The sequence below is a fragment of the Parasphingorhabdus sp. genome (genome assembly GCF_039968395.1).
GTDB lineage: Bacteria > Pseudomonadota > Alphaproteobacteria > Sphingomonadales > Sphingomonadaceae > Parasphingorhabdus.
In genome coordinates this window covers 62,553-88,788 of sequence record NZ_JBDVPV010000004.1, presented here as the reverse complement: position 1 = coordinate 88,788, position 26,236 = coordinate 62,553, and the positions used below count along the sequence as shown (strand labels likewise).

28 protein-coding genes are annotated in these 26,236 nt (G+C 53.6%); 25 read left to right on the top strand and 3 right to left on the bottom strand.

The window, feature by feature from the left end; genetic code table 11:
- Positions 1 to 24 precede the first annotated feature (24 nt).
- Genes ABJI30_RS09695 through tatC form a run of 3 tightly spaced genes read left to right on the top strand, consistent with a single transcriptional unit; the run spans position 25 to position 1,431 of the window.
- Positions 25 to 249 (top strand): twin-arginine translocase TatA/TatE family subunit, encoded by a 225-nt coding sequence (locus tag ABJI30_RS09695; RefSeq protein WP_348017988.1) that lies wholly within the window; start codon positions 25 to 27, stop codon positions 247 to 249.
- 34 nt (positions 250 to 283) lie between these two features.
- A complete protein-coding gene (gene tatB, locus ABJI30_RS09690) occupies positions 284 to 655 on the top strand; it encodes a Sec-independent protein translocase protein TatB (protein WP_348017987.1) in 372 nt (123 codons plus the stop codon).
- Positions 652 to 1,431: a twin-arginine translocase subunit TatC gene (tatC, locus tag ABJI30_RS09685; RefSeq protein WP_348017986.1), complete on the top strand. Its 780-nt coding sequence runs from the start codon at positions 652 to 654 to the stop codon at positions 1,429 to 1,431. Before tatB ends, tatC begins: the two co-directional genes overlap by 4 nt.
- Positions 1,432 to 1,447: 16 nt before the next feature.
- Here tatC and ABJI30_RS09680 read toward each other — a convergent pair whose 3' ends face one another.
- A complete protein-coding gene (locus ABJI30_RS09680) occupies positions 1,448 to 1,573 on the bottom strand; it encodes an entericidin A/B family lipoprotein (RefSeq protein ID WP_348017985.1) in 126 nt (41 codons plus the stop codon).
- Between the two features lie 11 nt (positions 1,574 to 1,584).
- Positions 1,585 to 3,741, bottom strand: a complete 2,157-nt coding sequence (locus ABJI30_RS09675; RefSeq protein ID WP_348017984.1) for a TonB-dependent receptor — start codon at positions 3,739 to 3,741, stop codon at positions 1,585 to 1,587.
- Positions 3,742 to 3,882: 141 nt separating this feature from the next.
- Between ABJI30_RS09675 and ABJI30_RS09670 the strand changes: the two genes are divergently transcribed.
- The 4 genes from ABJI30_RS09670 (at position 3,883) to ABJI30_RS09655 (ending at position 7,065) form a co-directional block, all read left to right on the top strand.
- Complete coding sequence (locus ABJI30_RS09670; protein WP_348017983.1) at positions 3,883 to 4,347, top strand: VOC family protein; 465 nt, start codon at positions 3,883 to 3,885, stop codon at positions 4,345 to 4,347.
- 94 nt (positions 4,348 to 4,441) lie between these two features.
- Positions 4,442 to 5,632: a formate-dependent phosphoribosylglycinamide formyltransferase gene (gene purT, locus ABJI30_RS09665; protein ID WP_348017982.1), complete on the top strand. Its 1,191-nt coding sequence runs from the start codon at positions 4,442 to 4,444 to the stop codon at positions 5,630 to 5,632.
- A gap of 16 nt (positions 5,633 to 5,648) precedes the next feature.
- Complete coding sequence (locus ABJI30_RS09660) at positions 5,649 to 6,332, top strand: hypothetical protein (protein ID WP_348017981.1); 684 nt, start codon at positions 5,649 to 5,651, stop codon at positions 6,330 to 6,332.
- 46 nt (positions 6,333 to 6,378) lie between these two features.
- Positions 6,379 to 7,065, top strand: a complete 687-nt coding sequence (locus ABJI30_RS09655; RefSeq protein ID WP_348017980.1) for a hypothetical protein — start codon at positions 6,379 to 6,381, stop codon at positions 7,063 to 7,065.
- 73 nt (positions 7,066 to 7,138) lie between these two features.
- Here ABJI30_RS09655 and ABJI30_RS09650 read toward each other — a convergent pair whose 3' ends face one another.
- Positions 7,139 to 7,564 (bottom strand): hypothetical protein, encoded by a 426-nt coding sequence (locus ABJI30_RS09650; protein WP_348017979.1) that lies wholly within the window; start codon positions 7,562 to 7,564, stop codon positions 7,139 to 7,141.
- A 196-nt stretch (positions 7,565 to 7,760) separates the two neighbouring features.
- Between ABJI30_RS09650 and ABJI30_RS09645 the strand changes: the two genes are divergently transcribed.
- The 18 genes from ABJI30_RS09645 to ABJI30_RS09560 all read left to right on the top strand — a co-directional run bounded on the left by ABJI30_RS09645 (position 7,761) and on the right by ABJI30_RS09560 (position 26,230).
- Entirely contained in the window at positions 7,761 to 8,462 is a 702-nt protein-coding gene (locus ABJI30_RS09645; RefSeq protein ID WP_348017978.1) for a glutathione S-transferase family protein, read from the top strand.
- 99 nt (positions 8,463 to 8,561) lie between these two features.
- The gene (locus tag ABJI30_RS09640; protein WP_348017977.1) at positions 8,562 to 9,560 is read left to right on the top strand and encodes a cysteine synthase A; all 999 of its coding nucleotides are present in this window, start codon (positions 8,562 to 8,564) and stop codon (positions 9,558 to 9,560) included.
- Between the two features lie 42 nt (positions 9,561 to 9,602).
- A complete protein-coding gene (locus ABJI30_RS09635) occupies positions 9,603 to 9,950 on the top strand; it encodes a hypothetical protein (RefSeq protein WP_348017976.1) in 348 nt (115 codons plus the stop codon).
- A gap of 2 nt (positions 9,951 to 9,952) precedes the next feature.
- The gene (locus ABJI30_RS09630; protein ID WP_348017975.1) at positions 9,953 to 10,744 is read left to right on the top strand and encodes a DUF4350 domain-containing protein; all 792 of its coding nucleotides are present in this window, start codon (positions 9,953 to 9,955) and stop codon (positions 10,742 to 10,744) included.
- A gap of 305 nt (positions 10,745 to 11,049) precedes the next feature.
- On the top strand, positions 11,050 to 11,538 hold the full coding sequence (locus ABJI30_RS09625; RefSeq protein WP_348017974.1) for a division/cell wall cluster transcriptional repressor MraZ: 489 nt from the start codon (positions 11,050 to 11,052) through the stop codon (positions 11,536 to 11,538).
- Positions 11,535 to 12,500: a 16S rRNA (cytosine(1402)-N(4))-methyltransferase RsmH gene (rsmH, locus tag ABJI30_RS09620; protein WP_348017973.1), complete on the top strand. Its 966-nt coding sequence runs from the start codon at positions 11,535 to 11,537 to the stop codon at positions 12,498 to 12,500. The genes ABJI30_RS09625 and rsmH overlap by 4 nt, the downstream gene beginning before the upstream one ends.
- Positions 12,497 to 13,105 carry a colicin transporter gene (locus tag ABJI30_RS09615; RefSeq protein WP_348017972.1) on the top strand — a complete coding sequence of 203 codons (609 nt, stop codon included), beginning with the start codon at positions 12,497 to 12,499 and terminating at the stop codon, positions 13,103 to 13,105. The genes rsmH and ABJI30_RS09615 overlap by 4 nt, the downstream gene beginning before the upstream one ends.
- Positions 13,102 to 14,790, top strand: a complete 1,689-nt coding sequence (locus tag ABJI30_RS09610; protein ID WP_348017971.1) for a penicillin-binding protein 2 — start codon at positions 13,102 to 13,104, stop codon at positions 14,788 to 14,790. The genes ABJI30_RS09615 and ABJI30_RS09610 overlap by 4 nt, the downstream gene beginning before the upstream one ends.
- Positions 14,791 to 14,793: 3 nt before the next feature.
- Positions 14,794 to 16,263: a UDP-N-acetylmuramoyl-L-alanyl-D-glutamate--2,6-diaminopimelate ligase gene (locus ABJI30_RS09605; RefSeq protein WP_348017970.1), complete on the top strand. Its 1,470-nt coding sequence runs from the start codon at positions 14,794 to 14,796 to the stop codon at positions 16,261 to 16,263.
- Complete coding sequence (murF, locus tag ABJI30_RS09600; RefSeq protein WP_348017969.1) at positions 16,260 to 17,666, top strand: UDP-N-acetylmuramoyl-tripeptide--D-alanyl-D-alanine ligase; 1,407 nt, start codon at positions 16,260 to 16,262, stop codon at positions 17,664 to 17,666. Before ABJI30_RS09605 ends, murF begins: the two co-directional genes overlap by 4 nt.
- Positions 17,666 to 18,736, top strand: coding sequence for a phospho-N-acetylmuramoyl-pentapeptide-transferase (gene mraY / locus ABJI30_RS09595; RefSeq protein WP_348017968.1), 1,071 nt, complete (start codon positions 17,666 to 17,668; stop codon positions 18,734 to 18,736). Before murF ends, mraY begins: the two co-directional genes overlap by 1 nt.
- Before the next feature lie 9 nt (positions 18,737 to 18,745).
- Positions 18,746 to 20,080 (top strand): UDP-N-acetylmuramoyl-L-alanine--D-glutamate ligase, encoded by a 1,335-nt coding sequence (gene murD, locus ABJI30_RS09590; protein WP_348017967.1) that lies wholly within the window; start codon positions 18,746 to 18,748, stop codon positions 20,078 to 20,080.
- A 23-nt stretch (positions 20,081 to 20,103) separates the two neighbouring features.
- On the top strand, positions 20,104 to 21,324 hold the full coding sequence (locus ABJI30_RS09585) for an FtsW/RodA/SpoVE family cell cycle protein (protein WP_348018172.1): 1,221 nt from the start codon (positions 20,104 to 20,106) through the stop codon (positions 21,322 to 21,324).
- Positions 21,321 to 22,505, top strand: a complete 1,185-nt coding sequence (gene murG, locus ABJI30_RS09580; protein ID WP_348017966.1) for an undecaprenyldiphospho-muramoylpentapeptide beta-N-acetylglucosaminyltransferase — start codon at positions 21,321 to 21,323, stop codon at positions 22,503 to 22,505. Before ABJI30_RS09585 ends, murG begins: the two co-directional genes overlap by 4 nt.
- Positions 22,502 to 23,908 carry a UDP-N-acetylmuramate--L-alanine ligase gene (murC, locus tag ABJI30_RS09575; protein WP_348017965.1) on the top strand — a complete coding sequence of 469 codons (1,407 nt, stop codon included), beginning with the start codon at positions 22,502 to 22,504 and terminating at the stop codon, positions 23,906 to 23,908. Before murG ends, murC begins: the two co-directional genes overlap by 4 nt.
- A complete protein-coding gene (gene murB / locus ABJI30_RS09570) occupies positions 23,905 to 24,819 on the top strand; it encodes a UDP-N-acetylmuramate dehydrogenase (RefSeq protein WP_348017964.1) in 915 nt (304 codons plus the stop codon). Before murC ends, murB begins: the two co-directional genes overlap by 4 nt.
- Positions 24,816 to 25,313 carry a DUF4262 domain-containing protein gene (locus ABJI30_RS09565; RefSeq protein WP_348017963.1) on the top strand — a complete coding sequence of 166 codons (498 nt, stop codon included), beginning with the start codon at positions 24,816 to 24,818 and terminating at the stop codon, positions 25,311 to 25,313. The genes murB and ABJI30_RS09565 overlap by 4 nt, the downstream gene beginning before the upstream one ends.
- Entirely contained in the window at positions 25,310 to 26,230 is a 921-nt protein-coding gene (locus tag ABJI30_RS09560) for a D-alanine--D-alanine ligase (RefSeq protein ID WP_348017962.1), read from the top strand. The genes ABJI30_RS09565 and ABJI30_RS09560 overlap by 4 nt, the downstream gene beginning before the upstream one ends.
- The last annotated feature ends 6 nt before the right edge of the window (positions 26,231 to 26,236 follow it).

Here is a 26,236-nt window from a genome sequence, read left to right as displayed (position 1 = left end):
TAGGATGCATAGATCAGGAGATTTTTGATGCAACCGAGTATTTGGCAGATTTTAATTGTAGCGGCGCTGGTGCTGATCCTGTTCGGACGTGGCCGAATTTCCGAGATGATGGGTGATGTCGGCAAAGGTATCAAGTCCTTCAAAAAGGGCATAACCGAAGAAGATCAGAGTCCGTCCCCGACTATCGACAGTAAACCAGCTGAAGTGGCTTCCGATAAAAGCCCCACGCAAGACAAGACAGCTGGTTGATTTAGCGGTCCGGTGAACAGGACCGCGCGCGTTTATGTTTGATTTATCATTCTCCGAGATCGCGATTATCGCGATCGTTGCCGTTGTCGTCATCGGCCCGAAGGAATTGCCTCGTGCGCTGTCCACCGCTGGTAAATGGATGAGCAAGGCCCGCGGCGTGATGAACAATTTCCGGACCGGGCTGGACGCTATGGTTCGAGAAGCAGATTTGCAGGAAATGGAGAAGAAATGGGCATCCGAAAATGACCGGATCATGCGTGAGCATCCTGCTATTTCCGACGATGAGCCCAAAATGGAAGCACTTGAAGGACCATCACCGGATCCACCCGCTGCAGGTTCGGAGCAACAAGATTTGCCATTGAATGACAGTGCTGGCGACAAAACCGACGATATATCAAAGCCATGAACAAACCAGCGGCACCGGACATAGATGACAGCAAGGCGCCATTGCTCGAGCACCTGATCGAACTGCGTCAGCGACTGCTTTGGGCGGTGGTGGCGCTGGTCATTGCATTCGCGTTCAGTTTGTTTTTCGCGGACGAAATATTCGGACTGCTGGTCGTCCCCCTGACAGATGCGTTTCCCGCCGGTGAAGGCAAGCTCATTTACACCAAGCTCTACGAAGCCTTTTTCGTCGAGATCAAAGTCGCGATGTTCGCGGCGTTTTTCATCGCCTTTCCAATCATATCCAATCAGCTTTGGACTTTTGTGGCGCCCGGCCTCTACGCCAATGAAAAGAAGGCATTTTTGCCCTTTTTGTTTGCAACTCCAGTTCTTTTTACTGCTGGTGCGGCACTTGCATATTATATCGTCATGCCGACTGCGTTCCGGTTTTTCCTTGGATTTGAAGGACAGGTTGGCGGGCTAACCCAGGAAGCCCTGCCAGCCATGGGCGACTACCTGTCACTGGTGATGCAGTTCATTCTCGCATTTGGCGTTTGTTTCCAGTTGCCGGTATTACTGCTGCTGCTTAATCGGGCGGGACTGGTCACGCGTGACCAGCTAAAGGGTTTGCGCAGGTATATGGTCGTGGCCGCATTCGCTTTGGCAGCGATCTTGACACCACCAGATGTCGTTTCGCAGCTCATGCTCGGTATTCCGCTCATTCTGCTTTATGAAGTCTCACTTGCAATCATGTGGTTTACTGATCGCAAGCGATCCGAGGTTGAAGGCACCGAGTAGAAACCGACATCGGCGCCTAGTTGATGACCTCTTCGCCGGCCTGTCCGACCGATTCAATATCCCGGCCAACGCCTTTTACCGTGTTGCAGGCGCTCAGCACCAAGGTGGAACTGATCAAAAAAGCGACAATGATTTTCTGCATCTTGTAATGTCCTAAAAACTGAATTTCGCACTCACGCGAATATCACGCCCGGACAGAGGTACAAAGTCTTTCGTGAACGAGGCATGACGGCGCGCATTCACGTCGAAAATATTGTTTGCGGATGCCAGCAGGGTGACACCACCGTTTTTACCCAATGGCCGCCAGGCAGCTGACGCATTGACCATGGTGAAGCTGCTGGTTGGCGTCTCAAAAGTAGTGACGCGATTTTGACTGTCCGACCATTCCAGCTCAGCTCGAAGGTCTATGGCATCGCTTTGAGCTCCGATCCCGCCCAACAGACGCAAAGGCGGAATCCGTGGTACGGGGCCGCCGCCATTCCGGATTTTTGCCCGGACGAAATCAGCAACTCCGTCAGTGACGAACTCAAACCCGCCAGCACGACCGACAACAAAGGATGCGGAGGCTTCCACACCATAATAAGTGGCATCCTGTTGGAAAAACTGGAAGACAGGCAAGCCGTCTTCTTCTGCACCGGTTGCGGTCTCAAAAATATAATCGTCGAAAATATTGGCGTAAACAGTGGCGCTTAACTGGATGCCCTCTGAATTCCAGCGCGCATAGAGCTCACCGCCCAGGCTTTTTTCTGTTGTGAAAGTCGGATTGCCGATTTCAAAGGCCTGTGTAGCGATATGAGGTCCGTTGGACAGCAGTTCTTCCGGCGAGGGCGCCCGCTCCGAACGTGAGACATTTACTCCGACTTTAAGGCCACTTTCGTCCGGCGCATAGGCCAGGCCGAGGGCACCGGAAACGCTGTCAAAACTGCGATCGAAACTGACGATATTGGACGAGATATCGGTACTGTCATAACGCCCCGCGACCTCAACCTCGAAATTGCCGAGATCAATCTCCTGAATAGTAAAAAGAGCGATGCTTTCAACGGAGTTTTTCGGGACAAAGGCTTCTGCACCGATGGCATTGAAATCACGCACGAGTAACTGTGTTCCGATCACCCCGCGCCAGCCGTTGCGTTCGTTCTGGACCAGCTCCGCACGGGCTTCTATGCCTTCAACGGTAAACACAGTTCCGACTTCATCGCCTTCAAATTCAGTATGTTCGTAATCGGAATAGCCTGCGCGCAGGTTAAGCGATTCAAAGAACCCATCACCAAGGTTGACGCCAGCCCGCAGATCGACTCGAATCTGTTCGAGGTCGATCGTGACCGGACCTTCTTCCTCTTCTTCTTCGCCGCCATCTTCATCACCATGGGCATGTTCAGCACCCGGACGCGCCGGGACGCCATAGTTCGTGTCGTAATAACTGACCGAAAAACCGATATTGCCGCCTTCGCCAATATAGGCGAGGCCGGTTGCCGCGCTAACCGTGCGGCTGGCCGTGTTCGCAATCGTGTCCTGTTGATCAGCAGTTTCGGCCAGCTCCGCTGCTTCGTCGAGATTGCCTTCTTCTGTTTCCTCGGCGACCTGAGCGAGCACGTCGGCCCGCAGTTCGGGCGCCAGCACAAAGCCGGATATGTCGGTGTCGCCAGTATCGCGATAGGCACCATTGACGTGAAAAACCAATGTGTCACTTAGCGGCACATCAAGCGATCCGCCAATGCTATAGTCGTTGGCCGCGCTGCCATAGCCGGCGATCGCATCAATGTGAAAGGCCTCGTCTGGAACATCGCGTGGAATACGCTTGTCGATCACATTGACCGCGCCGCCAATCGCGTCGCCGCCAAATAGCAATACGGCCGGTCCGCGCAGGACTTCGATACGCTGGGCTGTAAGAGGGTTGATCGTGACCGCGTGATCTACGGAAGTATTGGATGCATCCAGTGCGCCAATGCCATCGGTAAGAACCCGCACACGTGGCCCCTGAAAACCGCGCAATACTGGCCGCGAAGAGCCAGGAGCAAAGCTGGTGGAGGAGATGCCAGGCAATTTGGTCAGGCTGTCTCCGATCTGACCGCGCAAATCGTTGGTGAGCTGATCGCCAGTCAGGACGGACGTGCCCGCCAATATGTCCAGTCTTTCAAGATATGGAGCTGTGACAACAATCGCGTCGTCATTGTGAAAATCATCTCCGCCAGCCTCTTCCTGACCAGAATCATTCGTTTGCGCAAAAGCGGGGGAGAGGGAGGCGGCCAGCAAAGCTGTCGACGCCAGCAAACGGGACAGGGAAGAAGCGGGGGAATTGGATAAGGACATGACTACTCGCAATAATTTGAGGACTTTGTGTCAGAGGCGTTAGACGTAATGATATAATATATCAATTGTAAATTTGCAGCTGTCGCCAGACCGATTGAAATTTGCTATGAATTTCAACGGAGATTTGGAGAGGAGAAGCGAATGACAAAGTGGAAAGAGGACGGATATCACAGTGTAACGGCCTACCTGGTGGTCGATGACGCAGCAGCGGCGATCGAATTCTACAAGGCAGCGTTCGGCGCGACGGAAGTCATGCGCATGCCCATGGGCGACAAGATTGGTCATGCTGATATGCTGATTGGCGACAGTCATGTGATGTTGGCGGATGAATTTCCGGAAATGGAAAAGCTCGGGCCGAAAAAGCGAGGAGGTGCTACTTCGAGCCTGATGATCTATGTCAAGGATAGCGACGCGGCATTTGCAAAGGCAGTGGAAGCAGGCGCGACGGCTGTACGTCCTGTGGAAGATCAGTTTTATGGCGATCGTGCAGGCTGGATCAAGGACCCATTCGGGCATGAGTGGACGCTGTCTACGCATATTGAAGATGTCAGCCCCGAGGAATTGAATCGGCGCATGTCGGAAATGATGTCAGCAGAAGACGCTTAGCGAACTCAAAATTTTGTATCTGTTTAGACCGTAAGTATCTGAACATCATCAAGTTCGGGATGACGACCGATGTTTTTTGATATACCGTCCGACAATGTCTTTTACGCGCAAAATCCTTCTCCTTGGTTCCGGCGAACTGGGTCGGGAATTCGTTATTTCGGCCAAGCGACTGGGCGCCTTTGTGATCGCCTGTGATGCCTATGAGAACGCGCCTGCGATGCAGGTGTCGGATGCTTCAGAAGTGTTTTCGATGCTTGACGGCGAAAAGCTGCGGGCGGCTATCGTAAAACACAAACCGGATCTGGTTGTCCCCGAGGTCGAAGCCATTCGCACTGAAATTCTCGCCGAGATGGAAGGAGAGGGCTATAATATCGTGCCCTCGGCCCGGGCAACCCAGCTGACGATGAACCGCGATGCGATCCGCGATGTGGCAGCGCAAGAATTGGGCCTGAGGACTTCTCGCTATCATTATGCCGAGAGCTTCGAACAGGTTGCCAGTGCAGCTGAAGATATCGGCCTGCCGCTGGTAATCAAACCGGTCATGTCCTCTTCGGGCAAGGGTCAAAGCAAGGTAGATAGCGCGGATCAGCTTGAAGAGGCGTGGAACTATGCTGTCGACAACATGCGCGGCGACCGCAAACGGGTAATTGTCGAGCAATTTATCGACTTTGACTATGAGATTACCTTGCTAACCGTACGAACCAGAGGCGATGTGTTGTTCTGTCCACCGATCGGCCATCGTCAGGAACGCGGTGATTATCAGGAAAGCTGGCAACCGGCGGAGATGAGTCAAGATGCGCTTGCAGCCGCGCAGGATATGGCGCGCAAGGTGGTCGAAAATCTCGGTGGTGGTGGAAAGGGCTGGGGCTTGTTCGGTGTCGAGTTCTTCGTGACCAAAGAAGGTGAGGTCATTTTCTCTGAACTCAGTCCGCGACCGCATGATACTGGCATGGTGACGCTGATCGGTCAGAACCTTAGCGAATTTGACTTGCATGCCCGTGCGATCATGGGCTTGCCGATTCCGCATATTGCCCTGACCGCGCTAGCGAGCGCCAGCGCTGTAATTTTGGCTGATCGAGATAGCGATAAATTTGCGTTTGGCGGTGTAGATGAAGCCCTCGCTTTGGGCCGTGGAGGAGCAGAGGTAGACGTCCGGATTTTCGGCAAACCGATAACCCGGCCTTATCGCCGGATGGCCGTTGCTCTGGCAACCGGAAAAGATACCGATGCGGCGCGATTGCTGGCAAAAAAAGCAGCTGACCGCGTAAAGATTCAATACGACTAAAGAAGTGGGGGCGGATGTGATACCAGTAGATCCTGTCAATATTTTTGATCCGGCACCATTCGGTCCGTTTAGCTATTACGCGCATATTGGCATTGGTGTGATTGGATTGCTCGCTGCAATATTGGCGCTTTCCACGAAAAAAGGCAGTCCGGTCCACATCTGGTCCGGCCGCACTTTTATGGTTTGCGTGGTGCTCGTTGCGATCACGGCACTGATTTTACTGGCAACGCGAATGGCGCCGCCACTGATGGTGGCAGCATGTGCTTCCGTATACGCAATCGCGACGGCATGGCTGGCACTGAAGCCTGGGTCAGACAAGGTTCGGCGGGCAGAATATGGTTGGTCCATTTTTCTTTTGGCTGTCATGGCGGTCTTCACGTCAATGGCAATCCCCACGGTTCTGGCGGGGCAAATTCCAGCGATTGGCCCGCTGGTTATCTGTATCATTCCGTTGGTGTTGCTTGCCGGGGATGCGAACTTTTTCGTCAAACCCGATCAGCGTGAGGCGCTTCGTATTCGGCGGCATCTGGCGCGAATGATCTGGGCATTCGTTATCTCCGTTCGTGCCCCACTCGCGGAATTCTATGCGGAACTGGATATTCCGGTGGCCTTCATTTTGTTCGGACCGCTGATTGTGGCACCGATGATGATCTGGTTTTTCTTGTGGAAGCAGAATAGTGTTCTTTCTCGAAACCCGTGACGTGAGTTTCGGCTAAACAGATTTGTGTTACCGGGGTTTTTCGGGAGTGTTTGCGATTGTCCGCTTTATCCACAAAGCGGACATTGGTGATAGAAACTTATTCGCTTTTGAGATTGTCGATTGCGAAGTTTCGCTATACCAAATGCCTATGATCTCAGCTGGCTATCTATATAAAAACGTTGAGCAAACACCTAACTGGCTGAAACCTGGACTTGATCACGTCCTTGAAGTTTGTAGTGCTTCATCCTGCGTAAGTGAAAACACCATCTCGCCCGATGACGGGTGGAAGCATAATGGATTTGGCTTTGCAAACAGTGAGCAAGTGCTCATCGAGTTGAATAAAAAGAATCAAGTCGATTTGAGTGAAGCACGTTTGTTTTACTACGAAGCCTATGAACAGGAATTGGATTCTGATGGCAGAGAGTTCAAAAAAACATCATGGCGACCAGTATCACCTTTGCCTTCTGCAGGTGTTGAGACAAATGTGGAAGAGCCGATCGCAAGCGCAAGGCTTGAATTATTGGGCTACGATGTTGTCAATGGCGAGGACTATCTGTTTTGCTCTCCTCTCTCATGCAATTCCAAGGCGAAGGAGCTTCTCGTAAACGAACACTGCTTGTTCGACGATCTGGCTTCTGCAATCAGGACCACAGAAGACGGTAGCTTTCAAGGCTGCTCGCAGGGCATCTACAGAATATTCTCCGTACATTCTGTCGCAAAGCAAAAGACCTAGTGCCCAAAGGGGGTGTCTGCTTTATCCCGAAAGCGGACATTGGGATATTCGACTAGGGACACCAAATTGTTGTCTAATTCCAAAAAACGCCGTGCCAAAGAGAAGACTGAATTCTAACGAAAAAATAAGTCACCAGCCCTGCCGCCAGAGGCAGAAGAACCAATGAAGAGGTTCCAGCAAACATATCCAAGCGAAAGCCCTTTCCCGACATTCCGCCAATCAATAAGCAAAAGGCAAATGGAGACGCCGCTAAACCGAATGTGAAAAGAGTGGTGGAAAATGGATCGAAGTTATTTGGGATTTGGTGGAGCATATATCCAACGACAAATGCAGCGAAAAGCGCAAAGAAAAAGGATGAAACAAAATAGAGTGGCAGTAGTGGCTTCGCCTTAGCGTACACATCGAGGCCGATAGCAAGTGCTGTCAAAAAGAATGCAGCGGTAAGTCCATATGGGTTGAGAATATTCCAAATAAGCTCAATTCTGTCGTGAAGAAACATACAAAAAATATCTCATTCTCAGGGCCTCCGTTGCATATTCTTTGTATGACAAATGCCCGAGAATTGTAAACGTTGTAATCAGTACACCCTAACGTCCGCTTTTGCGCCCAAAGCGCATTAGACATTGATGGGCGCTTGATCAGGCAGCCTCTCCGTGGCTATGCAAAATTTTTCATGTACAGAAAGTCCAATCGCAATGACTGCATCCTATATCGTTTACGGTTCGCCGCTTTCCCCGTTCCAGCGCAAAGTGGAGGCCGTTCTGGCGTTAAAGGGCCTCGATTATGAGTGCGAAGCGATTAATATCATGGCGATGCCGGACTGGTATCTGGAAATCAGCCCGCTGGCGCGAATACCCGCCTTGCGTGATACGTCTTTGGGTTCGGAAGGACCGGCGGGTACGATCGCCGACTCTTCGGCCATCTGTGGTTATCTGGAAAAGAAATGTCGGGAACCCGCCCTCTACCCGGATGATCCGTTCCTCCATGGCCGGACGCTTTGGTTGGAAGAATATGCAGACAGCGTGATGGCCATGAATGGCGGCGGCGGTGTTTTTCGGCCGATTGTCTTTGCATCCATGACCGGGGGTGAACCGGACCTCGAAACGGCCCGCAAGACCTGGAATGAAAAATTGCCACCGCTGTGGGATTATCTGGAGGGTCAGCTGGATGGCGGCGCTCATTTCCTTGGCGACACGCTTTCCATTGCTGACATCTCCATTGCAGCGCAACTGATGCAGACGGACCTGATTGTCGGGCCGCCTGATGCTGCCAAATGGCCAGGGCTGGTCGCGTTTCTGAATGCGATGAACGCGCATGATATTTTCCAGCGCAACCTCTCGGTCTGCAACAAGATGCTGAGCAAGATGGTGCCGGAGAAAGTTGATCTGTCTTATTGACTGGAGTGGCCCGAACGATCGACTGGCTGAAAGTTTGGCTTTCGAGCCTGCAAATTGTCCCTGCTTGTCGGTTGGTGAGGTCAGCACTATGACATGCACATGACCATGATAACAAACACGCTCGATTTGATCGGCAACACCCCGCTTGTTCGTCTTTCCGGACCAAGTGCTGAAGCCGGTTGCGATATTTATGGCAAATGCGAATTTGCAAATCCCGGTGCTTCGGTAAAGGACCGCGCAGCATTGTTCATTGTTCAGGATGCAGAAGAACGCGGTCTGTTGAAATCCGGCGGTATGATTGTCGAAGGCACAGCAGGCAATACCGGTATTGGTATTGCGCTGGTGGCAAATGCCAAGGGGTACAGGTCCACAATCGTCATGCCCGAAACGCAATCTCGAGAGAAGATGGACACGCTGCGGGCTTTGGGCGCGGAGTTGATTACCGTACCGGCTGCTCCTTATTCCAGCCCGTGCCATTTTGTCCATCAATCACGCAGGATTGCAGAAGAAACGGAAGGCGCAATCTGGGCGAACCAGTTCGACAATGTTGCCAATCGCCGAGCGCATATCGAGACAACTGCGGAAGAAATCTGGGCACAGAGCGACGGCGAGATTGATGGTTTTGTCTGTGCGGCCGGAACCGGTGGAACAATTGCCGGCGTCGGTATGGGACTGAAAGCCAAAAATGAAAAAGTGAAAATCGCATTGGCAGACCCTCACGGGGCCGCACTCTATAACTTCTATGCCCATGGAGAATTGAAATCCGATGGTAGCAGTGTTGCCGAAGGCATCGGTCAGGGACGGATAACCGGCAATCTCGAAGATGCGCCAATCGATACGCAATATCGTATCTCCGATGAAGAAGGTTTAACATGGGTTGCACGGCTTCTTCAGGAGGAGGGGCTTTGCCTTGGCCTCTCATCGGGCATTAATGTTGCTGGCGCTATTGCCCTCGGCAAGGAATTGGGACCGGGCAACAAGATCGCGACGATATTGTGCGATACTGGCTTTCGCTACTTGTCGTCCTTGTATAACGCTGAATGGCTCCGGTCGAAGGATCTCCCGGTTTTCCCGTGGCTTGAAAACCAGACAGGATGACCAGATGCTCGGAACAAAGTCGAAATGGGCAGGAAAAATGAAATGAATGATCGGCAGGACACAATGCAGCGCATCCAGGTTGGCGTGATCGGACTGGTGGCTGTCCTGCTGCTGGTCAGTGTCGCCAATTTTGTCCTGCAGCGCGCCAGTGACGAACGATCCGCCATTGAAGAGATCCAGGCGGAATCCATAGACACGAGCCGCGATCTGGTGGCGGAACCAGAGCCTGCGCCAGCAGAGCCGCTCGCGGAACTTGGAATTACACCCGCGCCGGCTCCTGAAGAGATTGAAGAAATCCCGACCCCCGTTGCACCAGAAGCGCGTGGCCAGGTCGTCCCGGATCTGCAGCCAGATCCAAAGCTCGAAGCTCCGATGGACCAGGAACAGTAATCTTGTTTCGGTTCGCGGCTCCGCTCGTACTGTTGACCGGTGCTGCGATACTGTTTTGGCAATGGCCGGTTTCCTCCGACGATGCACCAAATTCTGCGGCAACCGCGCAACCAAATATCACATTGATGACCAGTCTCCCGATAATTTGGGGGGAAGCGGCATCCATGACCGAGATTATTTCAGGAGAGGCCGTCCCGGAACCGATCTATGCGCATTGGCAGGCTCGATATAAAATGGAGGCTGTGGACAGTTTGGAGGCGCTGCCGGGATCTGAAACAGATTTGATAATTCTGGCTCAGCCCAAGGCTATGGATCCTGCAGATATCGCTGCGTTAGATACATGGATCAGGGAAGGGGGGCGGGCCATAATCCTGACTGATCCGATGCTGGTCTGGCCAACTGAATTGCCTTTGGGAGACTCCCGCCGTCCGCTTGCAACAGGCCTGTTGTCGCCATTGCTCGATCATTGGGGTCTGGAACTGCTTGCGCCTGACGAAACCGGTTCTGAAGTGGTCGAGCTGGAGTTGGACAATCTGGTGATTGTTACAGCTGGTATCGGGACGTTTGATCTGGTTGATCCGGCGAACGAAACCAACGGCCAATGCACTTTGAGTGTGGGACGGGTGCTCGCGCAGTGCGAAATTGGGGACGGGCAGGCGATCTTGATTGCGGACGCCGATTTTCTGAATTCCGGATTCTGGTCCGATGACAAGGGGTGGAACGCCGGGCAACTCAGTAATGCCATGAAGTTGGCGGACAGACTCGTCTCTCAATTGATCGGCAAAACATCTTGAACCTCGCAATCGACATGCCGTCGATTCGCGAGTCTGTGGTGGTTGGCAAACTGTTTGTAAAATTTCCCCATCTTTTCAAATTGCTCAAAAAATATAATCTATATTTTTCAGATAGATAAGTTCTTAGGCCCATAAAATCCCATAAATTCCCGTAAAATCCCCTTCCATCCCCATCATTCCCCTGTTAACCCTGCTCAGTCATCGGGGTAAATTTCCTGTCGGGAATCTGGATTTTCGAGAGGCGCTGAACATGCGCTTCCTCGGCCAGGAAAGCTATGTCTTCGATGCGGGTGAGGGATTTGGCTGTGTCTGGTGTATACGCGTATTCAGGATCGGGAATTTCCGCGATAGATGACAAGGGTCGTCTGTCGGTGCCCGCCTTTTTGCGCAAGGATCTGATTGCCAGCAGTGACGGACGAACAGTTTGTGTGGGCAAGCATGAAAAATGGGATTGCCTTGTCGGATTCGGCCTCAGCCGGAAGATCGATATGCTGGCTGATATCGACAGGGAAGAGAATAATGCGATCGCTCGCGGTGAAGAATATGATCGCGATCTGGCCAGCTTTAAAAAGTTTCATTCGATCAAGGATCTGAATTTTGATGCAAGTGGCCGGTTTGGTTTGCCCGATGGTCATCGGGCTATGGGGAATCTGAATGACAAGGTTATCTTTTTCGGCACAGGTCTGACCTTCTGTCTTTGGGACCCGCAAGTTTTGCTTGAAACAACGGCGTCCATCCCGGTCGACAAGGATGAAGTTCGCCGTCTGGTTGATGAGCTGGGGAAGAAGAAATGAGTCCCGCTCAATCCTTGACCCCGGATGCGCCGCACATTCCTGTTTTGATGGACGAGGTAATTGATGCGCTGACCATCACTGCGGGCGAAGTTCATGTTGACGGCACCTTCGGGGCGGGCGGGTACACCAACGCGATGCTGCAGGCCGGGGCAAAGGTCCACGCATTTGATCAAGACCCTGATGCTATTGAAGCAGGGTCAAAGCTGGTGGAGTCTTCGGAGGGTCGCCTGAAGCTCCATCATGCTCTCTATTCCCAAATGGCGGATGTACTTGCTGGTGAGGCAATTGATGGCGTCACTCTCGACATTGGCGTCTCCTCAATGCAACTCGATCAGGCGGAACGCGGTTTTTCGTTCCAGAAAGATGGTCCTCTGGACATGCGTATGGCTCAGGACGGCATGAGTGCCGCCGAGTTTTTAAACGAAGCGGACGAAGAAGAAATTGCCAATGTCATATATCAATATGGCGAAGAGAGGCGGTCTCGCAAAATCGCTGCGGCGATTGTCCGGGCACGTCCTCTGTCGAGAACATCCGAACTTGCCAATGTCGTGCGCAAGGCGCTCGGTCACCGCTCCGGAGATAAAAAAGATCCGGCAACCCGGACGTTTCAGGCCATTCGAATTTATATCAATCGTGAGCTCGGCGAGCTCGAAGATGGTTTGGTCGCGGCAGAGCGGTTGCTCAAGCCAGGCGGCCGGCTGGCAGTGGTTACATTCCACAGCCTTGAAGATCGCATTGTCAAAAATTTTCTGCGGAACCGGAGCGGCCAGCAGGCTTCCGGATCGCGTCATCTCCCCCAAGTTTCCGAAAAACGGTCGGCACCCACCTTTTATAAACCAGCCAAATTGGTGCGTCCGACCGGGGCGGAGCAGGCCTCTAATCCCCGAGCCCGCTCCGCCACCCTACGTTCAGCGGTGCGTTCCGACGCGCCGCTCCAAGTTGCACCAGGTGCCTTGAAATGAAGTTGGCAGCCAAAAGACTCGAAGGGATTGGCTGGCTGCTGCTGGTGTTTCTGGTGGCCGTTCTGCTGTACCCATTGTCGCTCAGTGTGGCGACATTGCGCAGCGATCTGGCACGTACTGACCAGAAGATTGTTTCTGTCAAAAAGGAAATCCGCTATCTTGAAACAGAGTTCAGCGCGCGCGCCAATTTGCGTCAACTTGAGCAATGGAACAAGCTGGAATATGGCTATGTCGCGCCAAAGGCTGCGCAGTATCTTGAAGGTGAACGGGCGCTCGCCAGTCTGGGTGGCAAGGTACCTCGCGGACCTGTGAAAATTGCGATGATCAATGCAATGGATGATGTCCGCCCGGCCGGGATTATCGGATCGGTTATCCCGACAGCATCAGCGCAAACACGCAGTCCGGATGGAGACGAGGCATCTGTATCCGTCGATGAAGAATCATCAGAATCCGATTTGCAACAGAATGCACAAAGCCCATCAAGCCCCAAGGAAAACCGGACCGAACGTGTCGCCAGCATGGAGAAGAAGCTTCTCGATGATGGATTGATGCGCGACCTAACGGTCAAGGCCGACCGAGAGCAGACCCGGAGTAACGGGGGATGACAACGCTCCTGGCAAGCAGCAGAAAAGTGCAGTTTTCCGGTAAATATAAGGAAATTTCCGCCAGCGCCCACTTTCGATTGATGGTGCTTTTGCTCGTTTTTATCGCAGGGTTTACGATTGTAGCTGGGCGATTGATCAGCTTGACCATATTGGAGGATGCCCAACCTACCCGCGTTTCCAGCGCCGTTTATGTTCCACAGCGCGGAGATATTGTTGACCGTAACGGTGTCGCTCTCGCTCGCACGATGCGCGGCTATGCAATCCGAGTGGTGCCCGAACGTATTCTCGGTGACAAATCATTGCTGGCGCGGCAGCTGGCCGAACTGTTTCCCGATACTAGTGAAGCCGAGTTTCTCGAAAAGCTGACCGGATCGAGGCCTACCTATTTGCGCCGCCGCGCGCTGCCCAACGAAGTAAGGCAGGTACACGCCATTGGTGAAATCGGCATCGAATTTCCCAGAGAGAATGAACGTCTCTATCCGCAACGCGATCTTGCGGCACACATATTGGGTTATGTGGATGCTGACGGGCAGGGCGTGATGGGTATGGAGCGAGCGCTGAACGATCGTCTGATCGACAAGTCCTTGCGCGGAGAGCCAAGCGCCTTGTCCATCGACAGCCGTGTACAGGCGGCACTGGAAAGCGAACTGATGACGGCGATGACCGTGAATGATGCGCGCGGAGCAGCGGGCATTATACTTGATGTGCGTACCGGCGAAGTCATGGCGCTGGCCTCGCTGCCGGTTTTCGATCCTAACAAAATTCGCAAAGCCACAATGAAGCATCAGATGAATGAGGTGACGCAGAGTGTTTTTGAGCTGGGTTCGACGTTTAAACCGCTGACAGTGGCGGCGGCTCTCGACGCGGGAACGGTGACCGATCTTGCCGTGCGCTACAATGCCACCGAACCGATCAAGGTTGCCGGTTTTACCATCAAGGATGATCACAGCCAGAACCGGTATCTCAACGTTCCAGAAACCCTCGTGCATAGTTCCAACATCGTCACAGCCCGAATTGCCGATAACCTCGGCAAGGAAGGCATGGAGAACATGATCCGGCGGCTCGGTTTCGATGAGCGGCCCCATATTGAAATTGCCGAGCGCGGTCGTCCGCTGTGGCCGCAAAGATGGGGTAGAGTGACCAACATGACCGTGGCATATGGTCACGGCATCGCGGTTACGCCGCTTCATTTGGCAAGTGCATATGCCGCACTGGTCAACGGCGGTATCTGGCGGCCAGCGACATTGATGAAAGTGGAGCCAGGTGAGGAAGCAGAAGGGCGCCGGGTATTTAAAGCTGCTACCAGCGCGCGCATGCGGCAATTGCTGCGGATGATCGTTTCCAACGGGACAGGCAGAAATGCCGATGCCCCGGGTTTCCGGATTGGCGGAAAAACCGGGTCTGCGGAAAAGCCAGCTGATGGCGGTTACAACAAGACATCTCTTGTTTCGACTTTTGCAGCGGCGTTCCCGATGGACAATCCGCGCTATGTCGTGATTGCAATGCTGGACGAGCCGAAGGGTACGGCGGAGACCGGATTTGCGAGAACTGCGGGCTGGACAGCAGCTCCTGTAGTCAGAAAACTCGTACCGCGGGTCGGCCCGATGCTGGGTGTGATCCCCGATGAGCATCGGGATGTGGATGTGTCTGAGCTGACCCCCCTATTGTGGACGCCGAAAGGATAGCGGATGAATTTGCGTGCGCTGGTTGCCAGCATAGCTGAGGCAGATCTGAGCGGGGAAGCCGGAGATTGCCATGTGTCCGGCCTTGCGATCGACAACCGAAAGATTGCTCCGGGCAATATTTTCGGAGCATTTCGCGGGTCAAATGCTAATGGTGAAGACTATATCGAAGCCGCAATAGAAGCCGGAGCTGTGGCAGTTGTTGCGCGGCCGGAAGCGATTGTTGAAGGTGCGGTTCATATCATGGCGGACGAACCACGCCGCATATTTGCTTTGCTGGCAGCGCGCTATTTTACACCTACGCCAGGCTGTGTTGCGGCGATCACCGGAACGAACGGCAAAACATCCACGGCTGAACTGACCCGTCAATTGTGGCATATGGCCGGACTGAATAGCGCATCCATCGGTACGCTGGGCGTCACTACCGCAAGCGAGCAAGTCAAAACTGGTCTAACGACGCCGGATATTGTGACATTTCTGTCCAACATGTCCGGCCTTGCGCGCGAAGGCGTCAGCCATGCCGTTTTTGAAGCTTCCAGCCACGGCCTCGCTCAATATCGCACCGAAGGCCTGCCGGTCCAGGTTGGCGTGTTCACCAACCTCAGTCGAGATCATCTCGACTATCATGGCGATATGGACAGTTATTTTGAAGCCAAGATGCGGTTGTTCGATGAAGTTGTAGATTCTGATGGCACGGCAATCATCTGGGCCGATGACGAAACCTGGTCGGGCGCCGTTTCGCGCCGCGCCAGAGATCGTGGCTTAAATCTGTTCACTGTGGGCGAACAAGGAACATCTCTGCGACTGGTTTCGCGGATGCCAACCCAATTGGGTCAGGTTTTGATGGTGAAAGCAGGAGGAAATACCCACCGGATCGCGCTGCCATTGATCGGAGCTTACCAAGCAGCCAATGCCTTGTGCGCAGCTGCAGTCATTCTGTCGACGGGTGGCGAACTGGACGATGTGCTGGATCATATGCAACGTCTGCAACCCGTCCGCGGCCGGCTGGAACGGGCGGTGATTACATCTACCGGAGCCCCGGTTTACGTCGACTATGCACATACACCTGACGGACTGCGTGCCGCAATTGATGCGCTTCGCCCGCATGTCAAAGGTCAGTTGATCACTGTATTTGGAGCGGGCGGTGACCGTGACAAGGGCAAGCGACCCGAAATGGGGAAGGTCGCTGCCGAAATGTCTAATGTCGCGATTGTAACCGATGACAATCCGAGGAACGAAGATCCTGCCGCCATCAGGTCAGAGATTTTGGGGGGAACCAGCAAGGCGATCGAAGTGGCGGACCGCCGGGAAGCGATACTGCATGCTATCACATTGGCAGGAGCTGATGATATTATTTTGCTGGCCGGAAAAGGGCATGAGCAGGGTCAAATTGTCGGTGATCGAATCATTCCCTTTGACGATGTTGAAGTCGCTCGCGAATGCGCTCGCCAGGCTACCGATGAAAAGGTTGCATGATGGCTTTGTGGGAATCACAAGAGATTGCAAAGGCTGTTGGCGGCGCAGCGTCTCAGGACTTTGTGGCGACCGGAGTGGCGTTCGATTCCCGTGAAATCAGCGACGGAGACCTGTTTGTCGCTCTCAAGGGCGAGCAAAGCGACGGACATCTTTACCTGGACAAAGCCATCAAGGCTGGTGCAGCTGGTGCGGTTGTCAGTGAGTCGTTTGACGGACCTCATGTTCTGGTCGACGACACAGTTAAAGCTCTTGATCGGCTTGGAAAAGCCGCGCGTGCCCGGACGGATGCAAAGATTGTGGGCGTAACTGGTTCGGTGGGAAAAACTGGTGTGAAGGAAGCGCTCCATGCCGCGTTGAACAGATCTTCGATCGGCAAAGTCCATCGCTCGCTCAAGAGCTATAATAATCACGTGGGTGTTCCCTTAAGTCTCTCACGCATGCCGCAGACTACGAAATATGGTGTTTTCGAAATGGGAATGAACCATGCGGGGGAATTGTCAGCGCTGACACAACTGGTCCAGCCTGATGCCGCTATCATAACGGCTGTCGCTCCGGCGCATATCGGGCACTTTTCGGGTGAAGAAGAAATTGCGGATGCCAAGGGTGAAATTTTTGAAGGACTGCGAGAAGGCGGAACCGCCATCATCCCCTTTGATAGCCCGCATTATGAGAGGTTGCGTGAAAAAGCATCCCGGCATGCAGAGCATGTTGTCAGTTTCGGTCTGCATGAAGGCGCTGATGTCCGTGCAGTCGATGTTGTTCCAGCCCCGATGGGAGGTTCTTTGGTCACAGCCAGGATTGGCGATCAAAGCTTGTGCTTCACAATCGCCATGCCCGGCGAGCACTGGGTATCAAATTCACTGGCAGTTCTCGCTGCCGTGCGGGCGGTGGGCGGTGACCTTGCTTCCGCTGGTCTGGCACTGGCAGAGCTGGAAGGTTTGGCGGGACGCGGCCAACGCCACAAGCTGACGCTCAAGGACGGCGGTTCAGCGCTTCTGATAGATGAAAGCTACAATGCCAATCCCGTTTCGATGAAGGCGACGCTTGATCAGATGTCAACCGAGCCGTGTGACGGAAAGCGGATTGTCATTCTCGGCGCAATGGGCGAGTTGGGCGATCAGTCCCGTCACTATCACCAGGCACTGGCAGACGATATACGCAATTCGGGTGCGGCACATATTATACTGGTAGGCGACGAGATGGCGCATACATCGGCCCGGCTGGTGGATGCGCAAGCAGAACCGCTTGATCAACTGATGGAAATATCACATGTCGCCAGCGCTTCGGATGCGCTGATTGAAGTCGCAACACGGCTTGGCGACGGAGATGTTCTTCTCGTCAAGGGATCAAATTATCTGGGACTTTCCAAGACTGTATCCAGCCTGGTGAGCGGGGAGTATTAATGTTTTATTTGTTGGCACAATGGCTTGAATTCGAAGGCATTTTCAATGTGTTTCGCTATTTGAGTTTCCGTTCAGGCGCAGCGGTAGCTACCGCGCTTTTTATTGGAATGATGATCGGGCCCCGGTTTATCAACATGCTCCGCATGCGTCAGGGGAAAGGGCAGCCGATCCGTGAAGACGGACCGATTACCCATCTGAAAAAAGCAGGTACCCCGACCATGGGCGGTCTCATGATCCTCATTTCTCTGGTGATATCGCTGCTCTTGTGGATGGATTTGAGCAATATATTCGTTTGGGCCTGTATCTTTGTGACCCTTGGCTTTGGAGCGATTGGCTTCATGGATGATTATGACAAGGTTACCAAGTCCAGCCATAAAGGCATACCGGGCAAAGTCAGATTGCTTCTGGAAGCCATAATCGCCGGATTTGCAACATGGTTGATCATACAGGAAGTAGGCACAAGCTTGTATTTGCCTTTCTTCAGTAACGTAGAAATCGATCTGGGTCTTTTCTATTTTCCTTTTGCGATGTTCATCATCGTCGGTGCCGGCAATGCCGTCAATCTGACCGATGGACTTGACGGCCTTGCAACAATGCCGGTGGTTATCGCCAGCGCGACCTTCCTGATCATTGTTTATTTGTCGGGCAACGCGGTCTTCTCCGAATATCTTGGTATTCCTTTTGTGAAGGGCGCGGGCGAGCTCGCGATATTCTGCGCCTGTATTATCGGGGCATGTCTGGCATTCCTGTGGTTCAACGCCCCGCCAGCTGCCGTGTTCATGGGGGATACCGGCAGCCTTGCTCTGGGTGGCGCACTGGGGGCGATCGCCGTATCCATCCATCATGAGATTGTACTCGGCATAGTGGGCGGACTGTTTGTCCTCGAAGCTGTATCCGTCATTGTACAAGTGTTCTTCTTCAAGCGCACCGGTCGACGCATATTCCGCATGGCTCCGATACACCACCATTTTGAACAGCTGGGCTGGTCTGAATCGACGATCGTGATCCGGTTCTGGATCATCAGTTTGGTTCTGGCCCTGGCCGGCCTTGCGACGTTGAAACTGAGGTAAGTATCGAGGATGATCACTTCTTCCGTCTTTGCCGGCAAAAAATACGCCATCCTGGGTCTGGCTAGATCCGGCATGGCGACGGCGAAAGCCTTGTCGGCGAGCGGGGCAGAGTTGCTGGCCTGGGACAATCAAGAAGAGCAACGTGAAGTCGCCAAAGAATATGCAGTCATCACCGATCTGATGGAAGCGGATCTCTCGGGATATGATGGTATCATTGTTTCTCCTGGTGTTCCGTTGAACCGGCATCCGATTGTGAGGAAAGCGACAGCTGATGGCGTTCCGATTATTGGCGATATTGAGCTGTTCAGCCAGGCCCGTTCTGAGCTTCCGCCGCACAGGATTGTCGGAATCACCGGAACCAACGGAAAATCAACGACGACGGCTTTGATCCATCACATCATTCATAGCGCAGCTTTACCGGCGCAGATGGGCGGAAATATTGGATTGCCAATCATGGCACAAAACCCTTTGCCTGCGGGTGGAGTCTATGTGCTGGAGCTATCTAGCTATCAGATAGATCTGATGCAAAGTCTCGATTGCGATGTGTCAATCTTGTTGAATATCAGTCCTGATCATCTTGATCGCTATGATGGGTTTGATGCCTATGCGGCATCCAAAGCCAGATTGTTTGACATGATGGCCCCCGAACACACAGCCGTTTTTGCGGGCAAAGATGAAAAGTCCCGGCTAGCCCTTCGAGAAATTGGTGCTGAAGGCCGGGTGCAGAATGTCGTGGATACCAGCCGCAACGAACTGTCCGGGCAGGCCGATTGGCCTTCGCTCCAGGGGCCACATAATCTGGAAAACGCAGTCGCCGCCGTAGCGGCTGTTGAAGCCCTGGGTATCGAGGAAAAGCAATGGCGGCCGGCACTGGAGAGTTTTAAAGGCTTGCCGCACCGGATGGAGCGCACGGCAGAAGCCGATGGCGTCCTTTTTGTGAATGACAGCAAGGCAACAAATCCGGCGTCCAGCGGACCAGCGCTTGGAGCGTATCCGAGGATCCACTGGATTTTGGGCGGACTACCCAAAAGTGATGATCTGGCCGAGTGCGAGCCTTTTTTTGCGAATGTCCTGAAAGCCTACACGATTGGCGATGCCGGCCCGCTCTTTCAAGAACTGCTCGAGCCGCATATGTCCGTAGAGCCATGTGAAATGATGCTGACGGCGGTACAACGCGCGGCGGCCAACGCCCGTCCGGGAGATACAATTCTTCTCTCTCCGGCATGTGCCTCCTTTGACCAGTTCAAGGATTTTGAATCGCGAGGGGAATGCTTCCGCTGCGCCGTGAAATCAGTCATCGAGAAAAAGCAAATCGGCATATCCACTGAAGGAACAGCGGCATGACAGACAGTCCTTCAACCAGCGTGATGCCAGAACTTGCAGCAGGTCTGCAGAGGAAACGTTTTCAGCTTCAATCCCGCCTGGGTAGAAGTGATCGCTCGCCATTATCCGTCTGGTTCTGGGAACTCGACCGGGTATTGCTGGCGCTCATCATGTCGTTGGTTGCGATCGGTCTGATCGCCGTTGCGGCTGCCTCGCCCGTTTCGGCGCTAAAACACAGCACAGCTGCCGTCACACTTGACCCGCTTTATTATTTTTATCGTCAGCTGGGCTGGGTTGCGGTGGGCATACCGGTTATGCTGGTTGTGTCGATGTTGCCCAAGGAGCAGGCCCGGCGGTTTGCGATCCTCGCAGCGATCGGCGCGTTTGCGCTGCTGTTTCTGGTTCCGATTATGGGGCATTCTGTCAACGGAGCCCAACGCTGGATTGGCTATGGCTTCGCCACATTGCAACCGGGAGAGTTTCTCAAACCGTTTTACGCGGTATCGGTGGGCTGGTTGCTATCCTTGCGCGTCAAAGATCAGTCGTTGCCGGTTGTGTCTTTGTCCTTTGTTCTCACCGGGGTCGTGGCCTTGCTCCTGATGATGCAGCCAAATCTTGGGCAAACGATCATTTTTTGCGGCATCTGGTTTGTGCTGATGATGATTTCCGGGCTGTCCGCGCGTATCATTGGCGGTATCAGCATATTGGGAGTTGGCGGCATGATATCAGCCTATTTCCTGTATCCGGTCGCAACCCAGCGAATCAACTCCTGGCTGTTTGGTGGTGATGAGTTTGATCAGGTAATGCTGGCACATAAAGCTTTGACTGGTGGCGGCTTGTTGGGGACCGGGCCTGGTCTTGGAACCGCTAAGTTCAAACTGCCCGAGGCGCATACTGACTATATCTTCTCGGTCATAGGTGAGGAATTCGGGTTGCTGGCCTGTATCGCAATTGCGCTGGTTTATCTCGCCATCATTGTCCGGGTCTTCTTGCGGTTGCTCGATGAAGAGGATAATTTCATCATTCTGGCCGTAGCCGGACTGACTGCCCAATTTGGTGGGCAGGCGCTGATCAACATGGCGGTTAATCTGCAACTCTTCCCGTCCAAGGGCATGACGTTACCCTTTATCAGCTATGGCGGCTCTTCGTTCATTGCGCTTTCACTGGGCGCAGGACTGTTGCTGGCATTTACACGGAGAAACCCGTATCTGGATCGTTCTCAATATGTCAGAGAATGGACACCGGAAGGACGAGCGACGCGATGAGTTTTACCAAACATTATGTTCTTGCAGCTGGCGGAACCGGCGGACACATGATCCCGGCTTATGCGCTGGCGAAAGAGCTCGTGTCACGAGGTCATCGGGTCGCTTTGATTACAGACGAACGCGGAGAGAAAATTCCTGGCATGGTTGATGACGGGCAAGCGCATATCCTTCCCGCCGGCCGCATTACCAAAGACCCAAGAGGCTGGCTTTCGGGTGCTCGCGCGATCATGAAAGGTCGCAGCATGGCGCTGCAGCTCTATAAGACATTTGAACCTTCTGCGGTCATTGGCTTTGGCGGTTATCCTGCTTTCCCCGCTTTGCTGGCAGCCAACCGCAACAAGATCCCGACGATTGTACATGAACAAAATGCTGTTCTTGGAAGGGTTAATCGACTGGCTGCCCGAACCGTCAATGCTATTGCCACATCCTATCCCGACATACTGAAGCTAAAACCAAAGCATGTGCACAAGGTCCATCTGGTTGGAAATCCTGTGCGTGAGGAAGTGATTGCACTTCGTGATGAGCCTTATCCACCTCTGGCCGAAGAAGGTATCTTTCGTGTGTTGGTTACCGGTGGCAGTCAGGGCGCAACGATATTGTCCGACATTGTCCCGGACGCTCTTGCGATGTTGCCCGTCCACTTGCGCCGGCGCCTGCAGGTGACACAGCAGTGCCGTGAACAGGATATAGAAAAAGTTCGCGCAAAATATCTCGAGCATGACATTCCGGCGGAACTGGCCACTTATTTGCCCGACTTGCCGCAACGACTGGGATGGTCCCATCTGGTCATTTCACGGGCTGGCGCATCGACCATTGCAGAGCTGACAACCGCAGGGCGTCCGGCCATATTGATTCCATTGCCAATCGCCACTGATGATCACCAGAGTTATAACGTAAAGGAAATGGTTGCTGCCGGCGGCGCGCGTGCAATTGCACAACCACATTTCACGGCGAAAGAACTGGCCAAGCAGATGCAGAAAATGGCCCTGAGCCCGGGCGCTTTGGAAAATGCCGCGCGCTTTGCAAGAAAATGCGGACGGCCCGACGCTGTTGGTGACCTTGCCGATTTGGTCGAAAGTATTGGCACATCCCCCTTGTCCAAAACCCTCAAGGTAAAAGATCAGAGTAATTCTCTTGCCACTTCCGGACGCGAAGCTCTGGCACAGGACAATGTCGGATGAAGGGTGTCGGAACGGATATCGGGACCATTCACTTCGTTGGCATCGGCGGTATCGGGATGTCTGGTATCGCTGAGGTGATGCACAATATGGGCTATGCAGTTCAGGGTTCGGATATTGCAGAAGGTTACGTCATCGAGGGGCTCCGTGCCAAAGGCATTGATGTCAAGATTGGCCACAAGCCGGAAAATGTCGAAGGGACGTCCGTGATAGTCACATCCACGGCGGTCAAGCGCGGCAATCCCGAAGTGGAAAAAGCACTGGCGGACCGTATTCCTCTCGTCCGGCGCGCAGAAATGCTCGCCGAACTGATGCGGCTGAAGTCGACAATTGCAATTGCCGGCACCCACGGCAAAACCACGACGACGTCGATGGTTGCTGCCATGCTCGATGCAGGCGGAATTGATCCAACCGTGATCAACGGCGGCATTATCAACAATTATGGTTCCAACGCCCGTCTTGGCGACGGTGAGTGGATGGTCGTGGAAGCGGATGAGAGCGACGGCAGTTTTCTCCGGCTCGATGGAACGATTGCGGTGGTCACCAACATCGATCCGGAACATCTGGATCACTATGGCAGCTTCGACAAAATCAAGGACAGCTTTGTCGAGTTTATCGAGAATGTTCCCTTTTACGGTGCCGCAATTCTTTGCCTCGACCATCCGGAAGTACAGGCTATTTTGCCGCGCATTCGGGATCGTCGATTGATCACCTACGGATTTTCGGCGCAAGCTGATGTTAAAGGCGTGAACGTCACACCCATTCCACAAGGCAATCGCTTCGATGTAGTTGTCCGCGACCGTGATGGAGAAACCCGCACCATTGATGGGATAACCCTTCCCATGCCAGGACGCCACAACGTCCAGAATGCGATTGCAGCTGTTGCTGTTGGCCTGGAAATGGGCATGACCGATGAACAGATTGCCAGCGGTTTTGATCAGTTTGGCGGCGTAAAAAGAAGGTTTACCAAGGTCGGCGAAGTGGATGGTGCGTCGATTATCGATGATTATGGCCATCATCCGGTCGAAATTCAGGCGGTACTGTCTGCAGCGCGCGAGGGTGCTGAAGGGCGCGTTATCGCTGTTGTTCAACCGCACCGTTTCACCCGTCTCCGTGACCATATGGAAGAATTTCAGCAGGCCTTTAACGACGCCGACATGGTTTATGTAACTCCGGTATTTGTCGCGGGAGAAGATCCGATCGAGGGTATCGACAGCGAAGCACTGGCCGCCGGATTACGCCGACGTGGTCACCGGGTTGCCGAAACTGTGACCGACCAGACGGATCTCGCTCAGCGCCTTGCGGAAGTTATCGAAGACAAGGACATGGTCGTCTTCCTCGGTGCCGGAGACATCACCAAATGGGCTGCGGGAATGGCTGATGCAATCAAGGGTGCGCGTTCATGAGCGTCGCAACGCTTCCCCAGGTGCGCGGCAAGCTGACTGAGAATGCCGCGCTGGACCGGCTTGTCTGGTTCAAGACAGGCGGCCCGGCGGATTGGTTGTTTGAACCAAAGGACGTCGATGATCTGCAGAATTTTCTGCGTGACCTCGATCCGGAAATTGCGGTCTGGCCGTTGGGGCTGGGGTCAAACCTTGTCATCCGTGACGGTGGCAAACGCGGTGTTGTTGTGAGGCTTGGCAAGGCTTTTGCCGGAATTGAGACCGTCAGTAAGGGCCGCTTCGGAATCGACAATGTTCTGATTTGCGACGCAGGTGCGCCCGGAATTTCAGCTGCGAGCATGGCGCGCGATCACGGCATTGCCGGGTTGGAGTTTCTGAGAGGAATACCCGGCACGATCGGCGGCGCCGTCCGTATGAACGCCGGAGCTTATGGACGTGAAGTCAGCGACATACTGATTGAGGCCGACATTGTTGACCGCAGCGGTGAGCGCAAAACCCTTTCGCTCTCCGATATGGGCTATACATACCGACATTCTGAATTGCCGGAAGGTGCGATTGTTGTTGGCGCTACGTTTCGCGGTTCCGATGGCGATCCGGAAACCATCGGTGCAGAGATGAAGCGGATTGCGGACGAGCGTGAGGCGTCTCAACCCCTGCGGACAAAAACCGGCGGGTCGACATTCAAAAATCCCGACGGCCACAAGGCCTGGCAGCTGGTCGATGCAGCGGGTTGCCGAGGATTGCAGGTCGGACAGGCCCAAGTGTCTGAAAAGCACTGCAATTTCCTCATCAACCTCGGCGGTGCAACGTCTGCCGACATTGAAGCGCTGGGCGAAGAAGTCCGCCGCCGGGTGAAAAAACATTCCGGCATTGAACTGCAATGGGAAATCCAACGTGTCGGAGAAACGGCATGACAGGCGAACGCGGGTATAATGATCACGAAACAAAACTTCTTGAAAATGTTGAAAAACATGGATGTCAGGTGACGTTCGTTTTTGATGCAGACGGTGATGAACCCGACTTCTGCTATTCAATTGGTTTCTCGCAGTCGATCTCTCAGCCTGAAGTCATTGTTTTTGGGCTTCCCAGAAAACTCATGCACTCGATGGTGAACAACGTTCTGGAACAATGCCGTAATGGTTTGGTATTGGCGGACGGTCTGGTCATTCATGGATTGCTGGAGGGACATGTTTGCATTTTGCGATCCGTTCATATCAGCCAAATCGTGGGGGAATATTTCGGATCGGCTATGTGGTTTCACAGAGATCAATTTGGTTCCGAATTGGTCGAAGCCTTTCAGATAGTCTGGCCCGGTGCAAAGGATGGCAAATTCCCTTGGGATGAGAATAGCTCCAAAGAAATTCGTTCGGCCCAACCGGCGCTGTGCGAACCGAGGCTTGCGGCATGACAGGCAAGCTTCACGTAGCAGTATTGATGGGTGGGTGGTCCGCCGAACGCGAAGTGTCGTTGATGAGCGGCAATGGTGTGGCTGATGCGCTTGAGAAAAGCGGGCATCAGGTGAGCCGGGTCGACATGGATCGCAATGTCGCCATGGTCCTCGATTCCCTGAAACCGGATGTTGTATTCAATGCGCTCCACGGGTGCCCCGGAGAAGATGGGACCGTGCAAGGTATGCTTGATCTGATGCAAATTCCCTATAGCCACAGTGGTCTGGCGACATCGGTCATTGCTATCGACAAGGAGCTGACCAAACAGCAACTGGTTCCGGCAGGAATTCCGATGCCGACCGGCAAAATGGTAAAAAGCGCCGACATACATCTGGCCGACCCACTCCCGAGACCTTATGTGCTGAAGCCGGTCAACGAAGGGTCATCCGTCGGTGTCGCGATTGTGAAAGACGAGGGCAACTACGGCAATCCGATCGGCCGCGATGTGGCCGGGCCCTGGCAGGAATTTGAAGAATTGCTTGCCGAACCCTTCATCAAGGGCCGTGAACTTACGACGGCGGTCGTCGGAGGGAAGGCCCTTTGCGTGACTGAATTGAGAACCAAAGCCGGTTTCTACGACTATGATGCGAAATATACGAACGGGCTGACGGAACATATCTGCCCGGCGGATATCGATCCGAAAATCGAAAAACTGTGCCTCGACTATGCATTGCTCGCGCATCAGGTGCTGGGTTGCAAGGGAACGTCGCGCACGGACTTTCGCTGGGACGATGAATTGGGTGCCGATGGCCTGTTCGTTCTGGAAACCAACACACAACCGGGCATGACACCGCTCAGCCTTGTACCGGAACAGGCAAAACAGATGGGGATCAGTTATGAAGAGCTGGTCGAACTGATCTTGAAGGACGCATTATGACGGCAA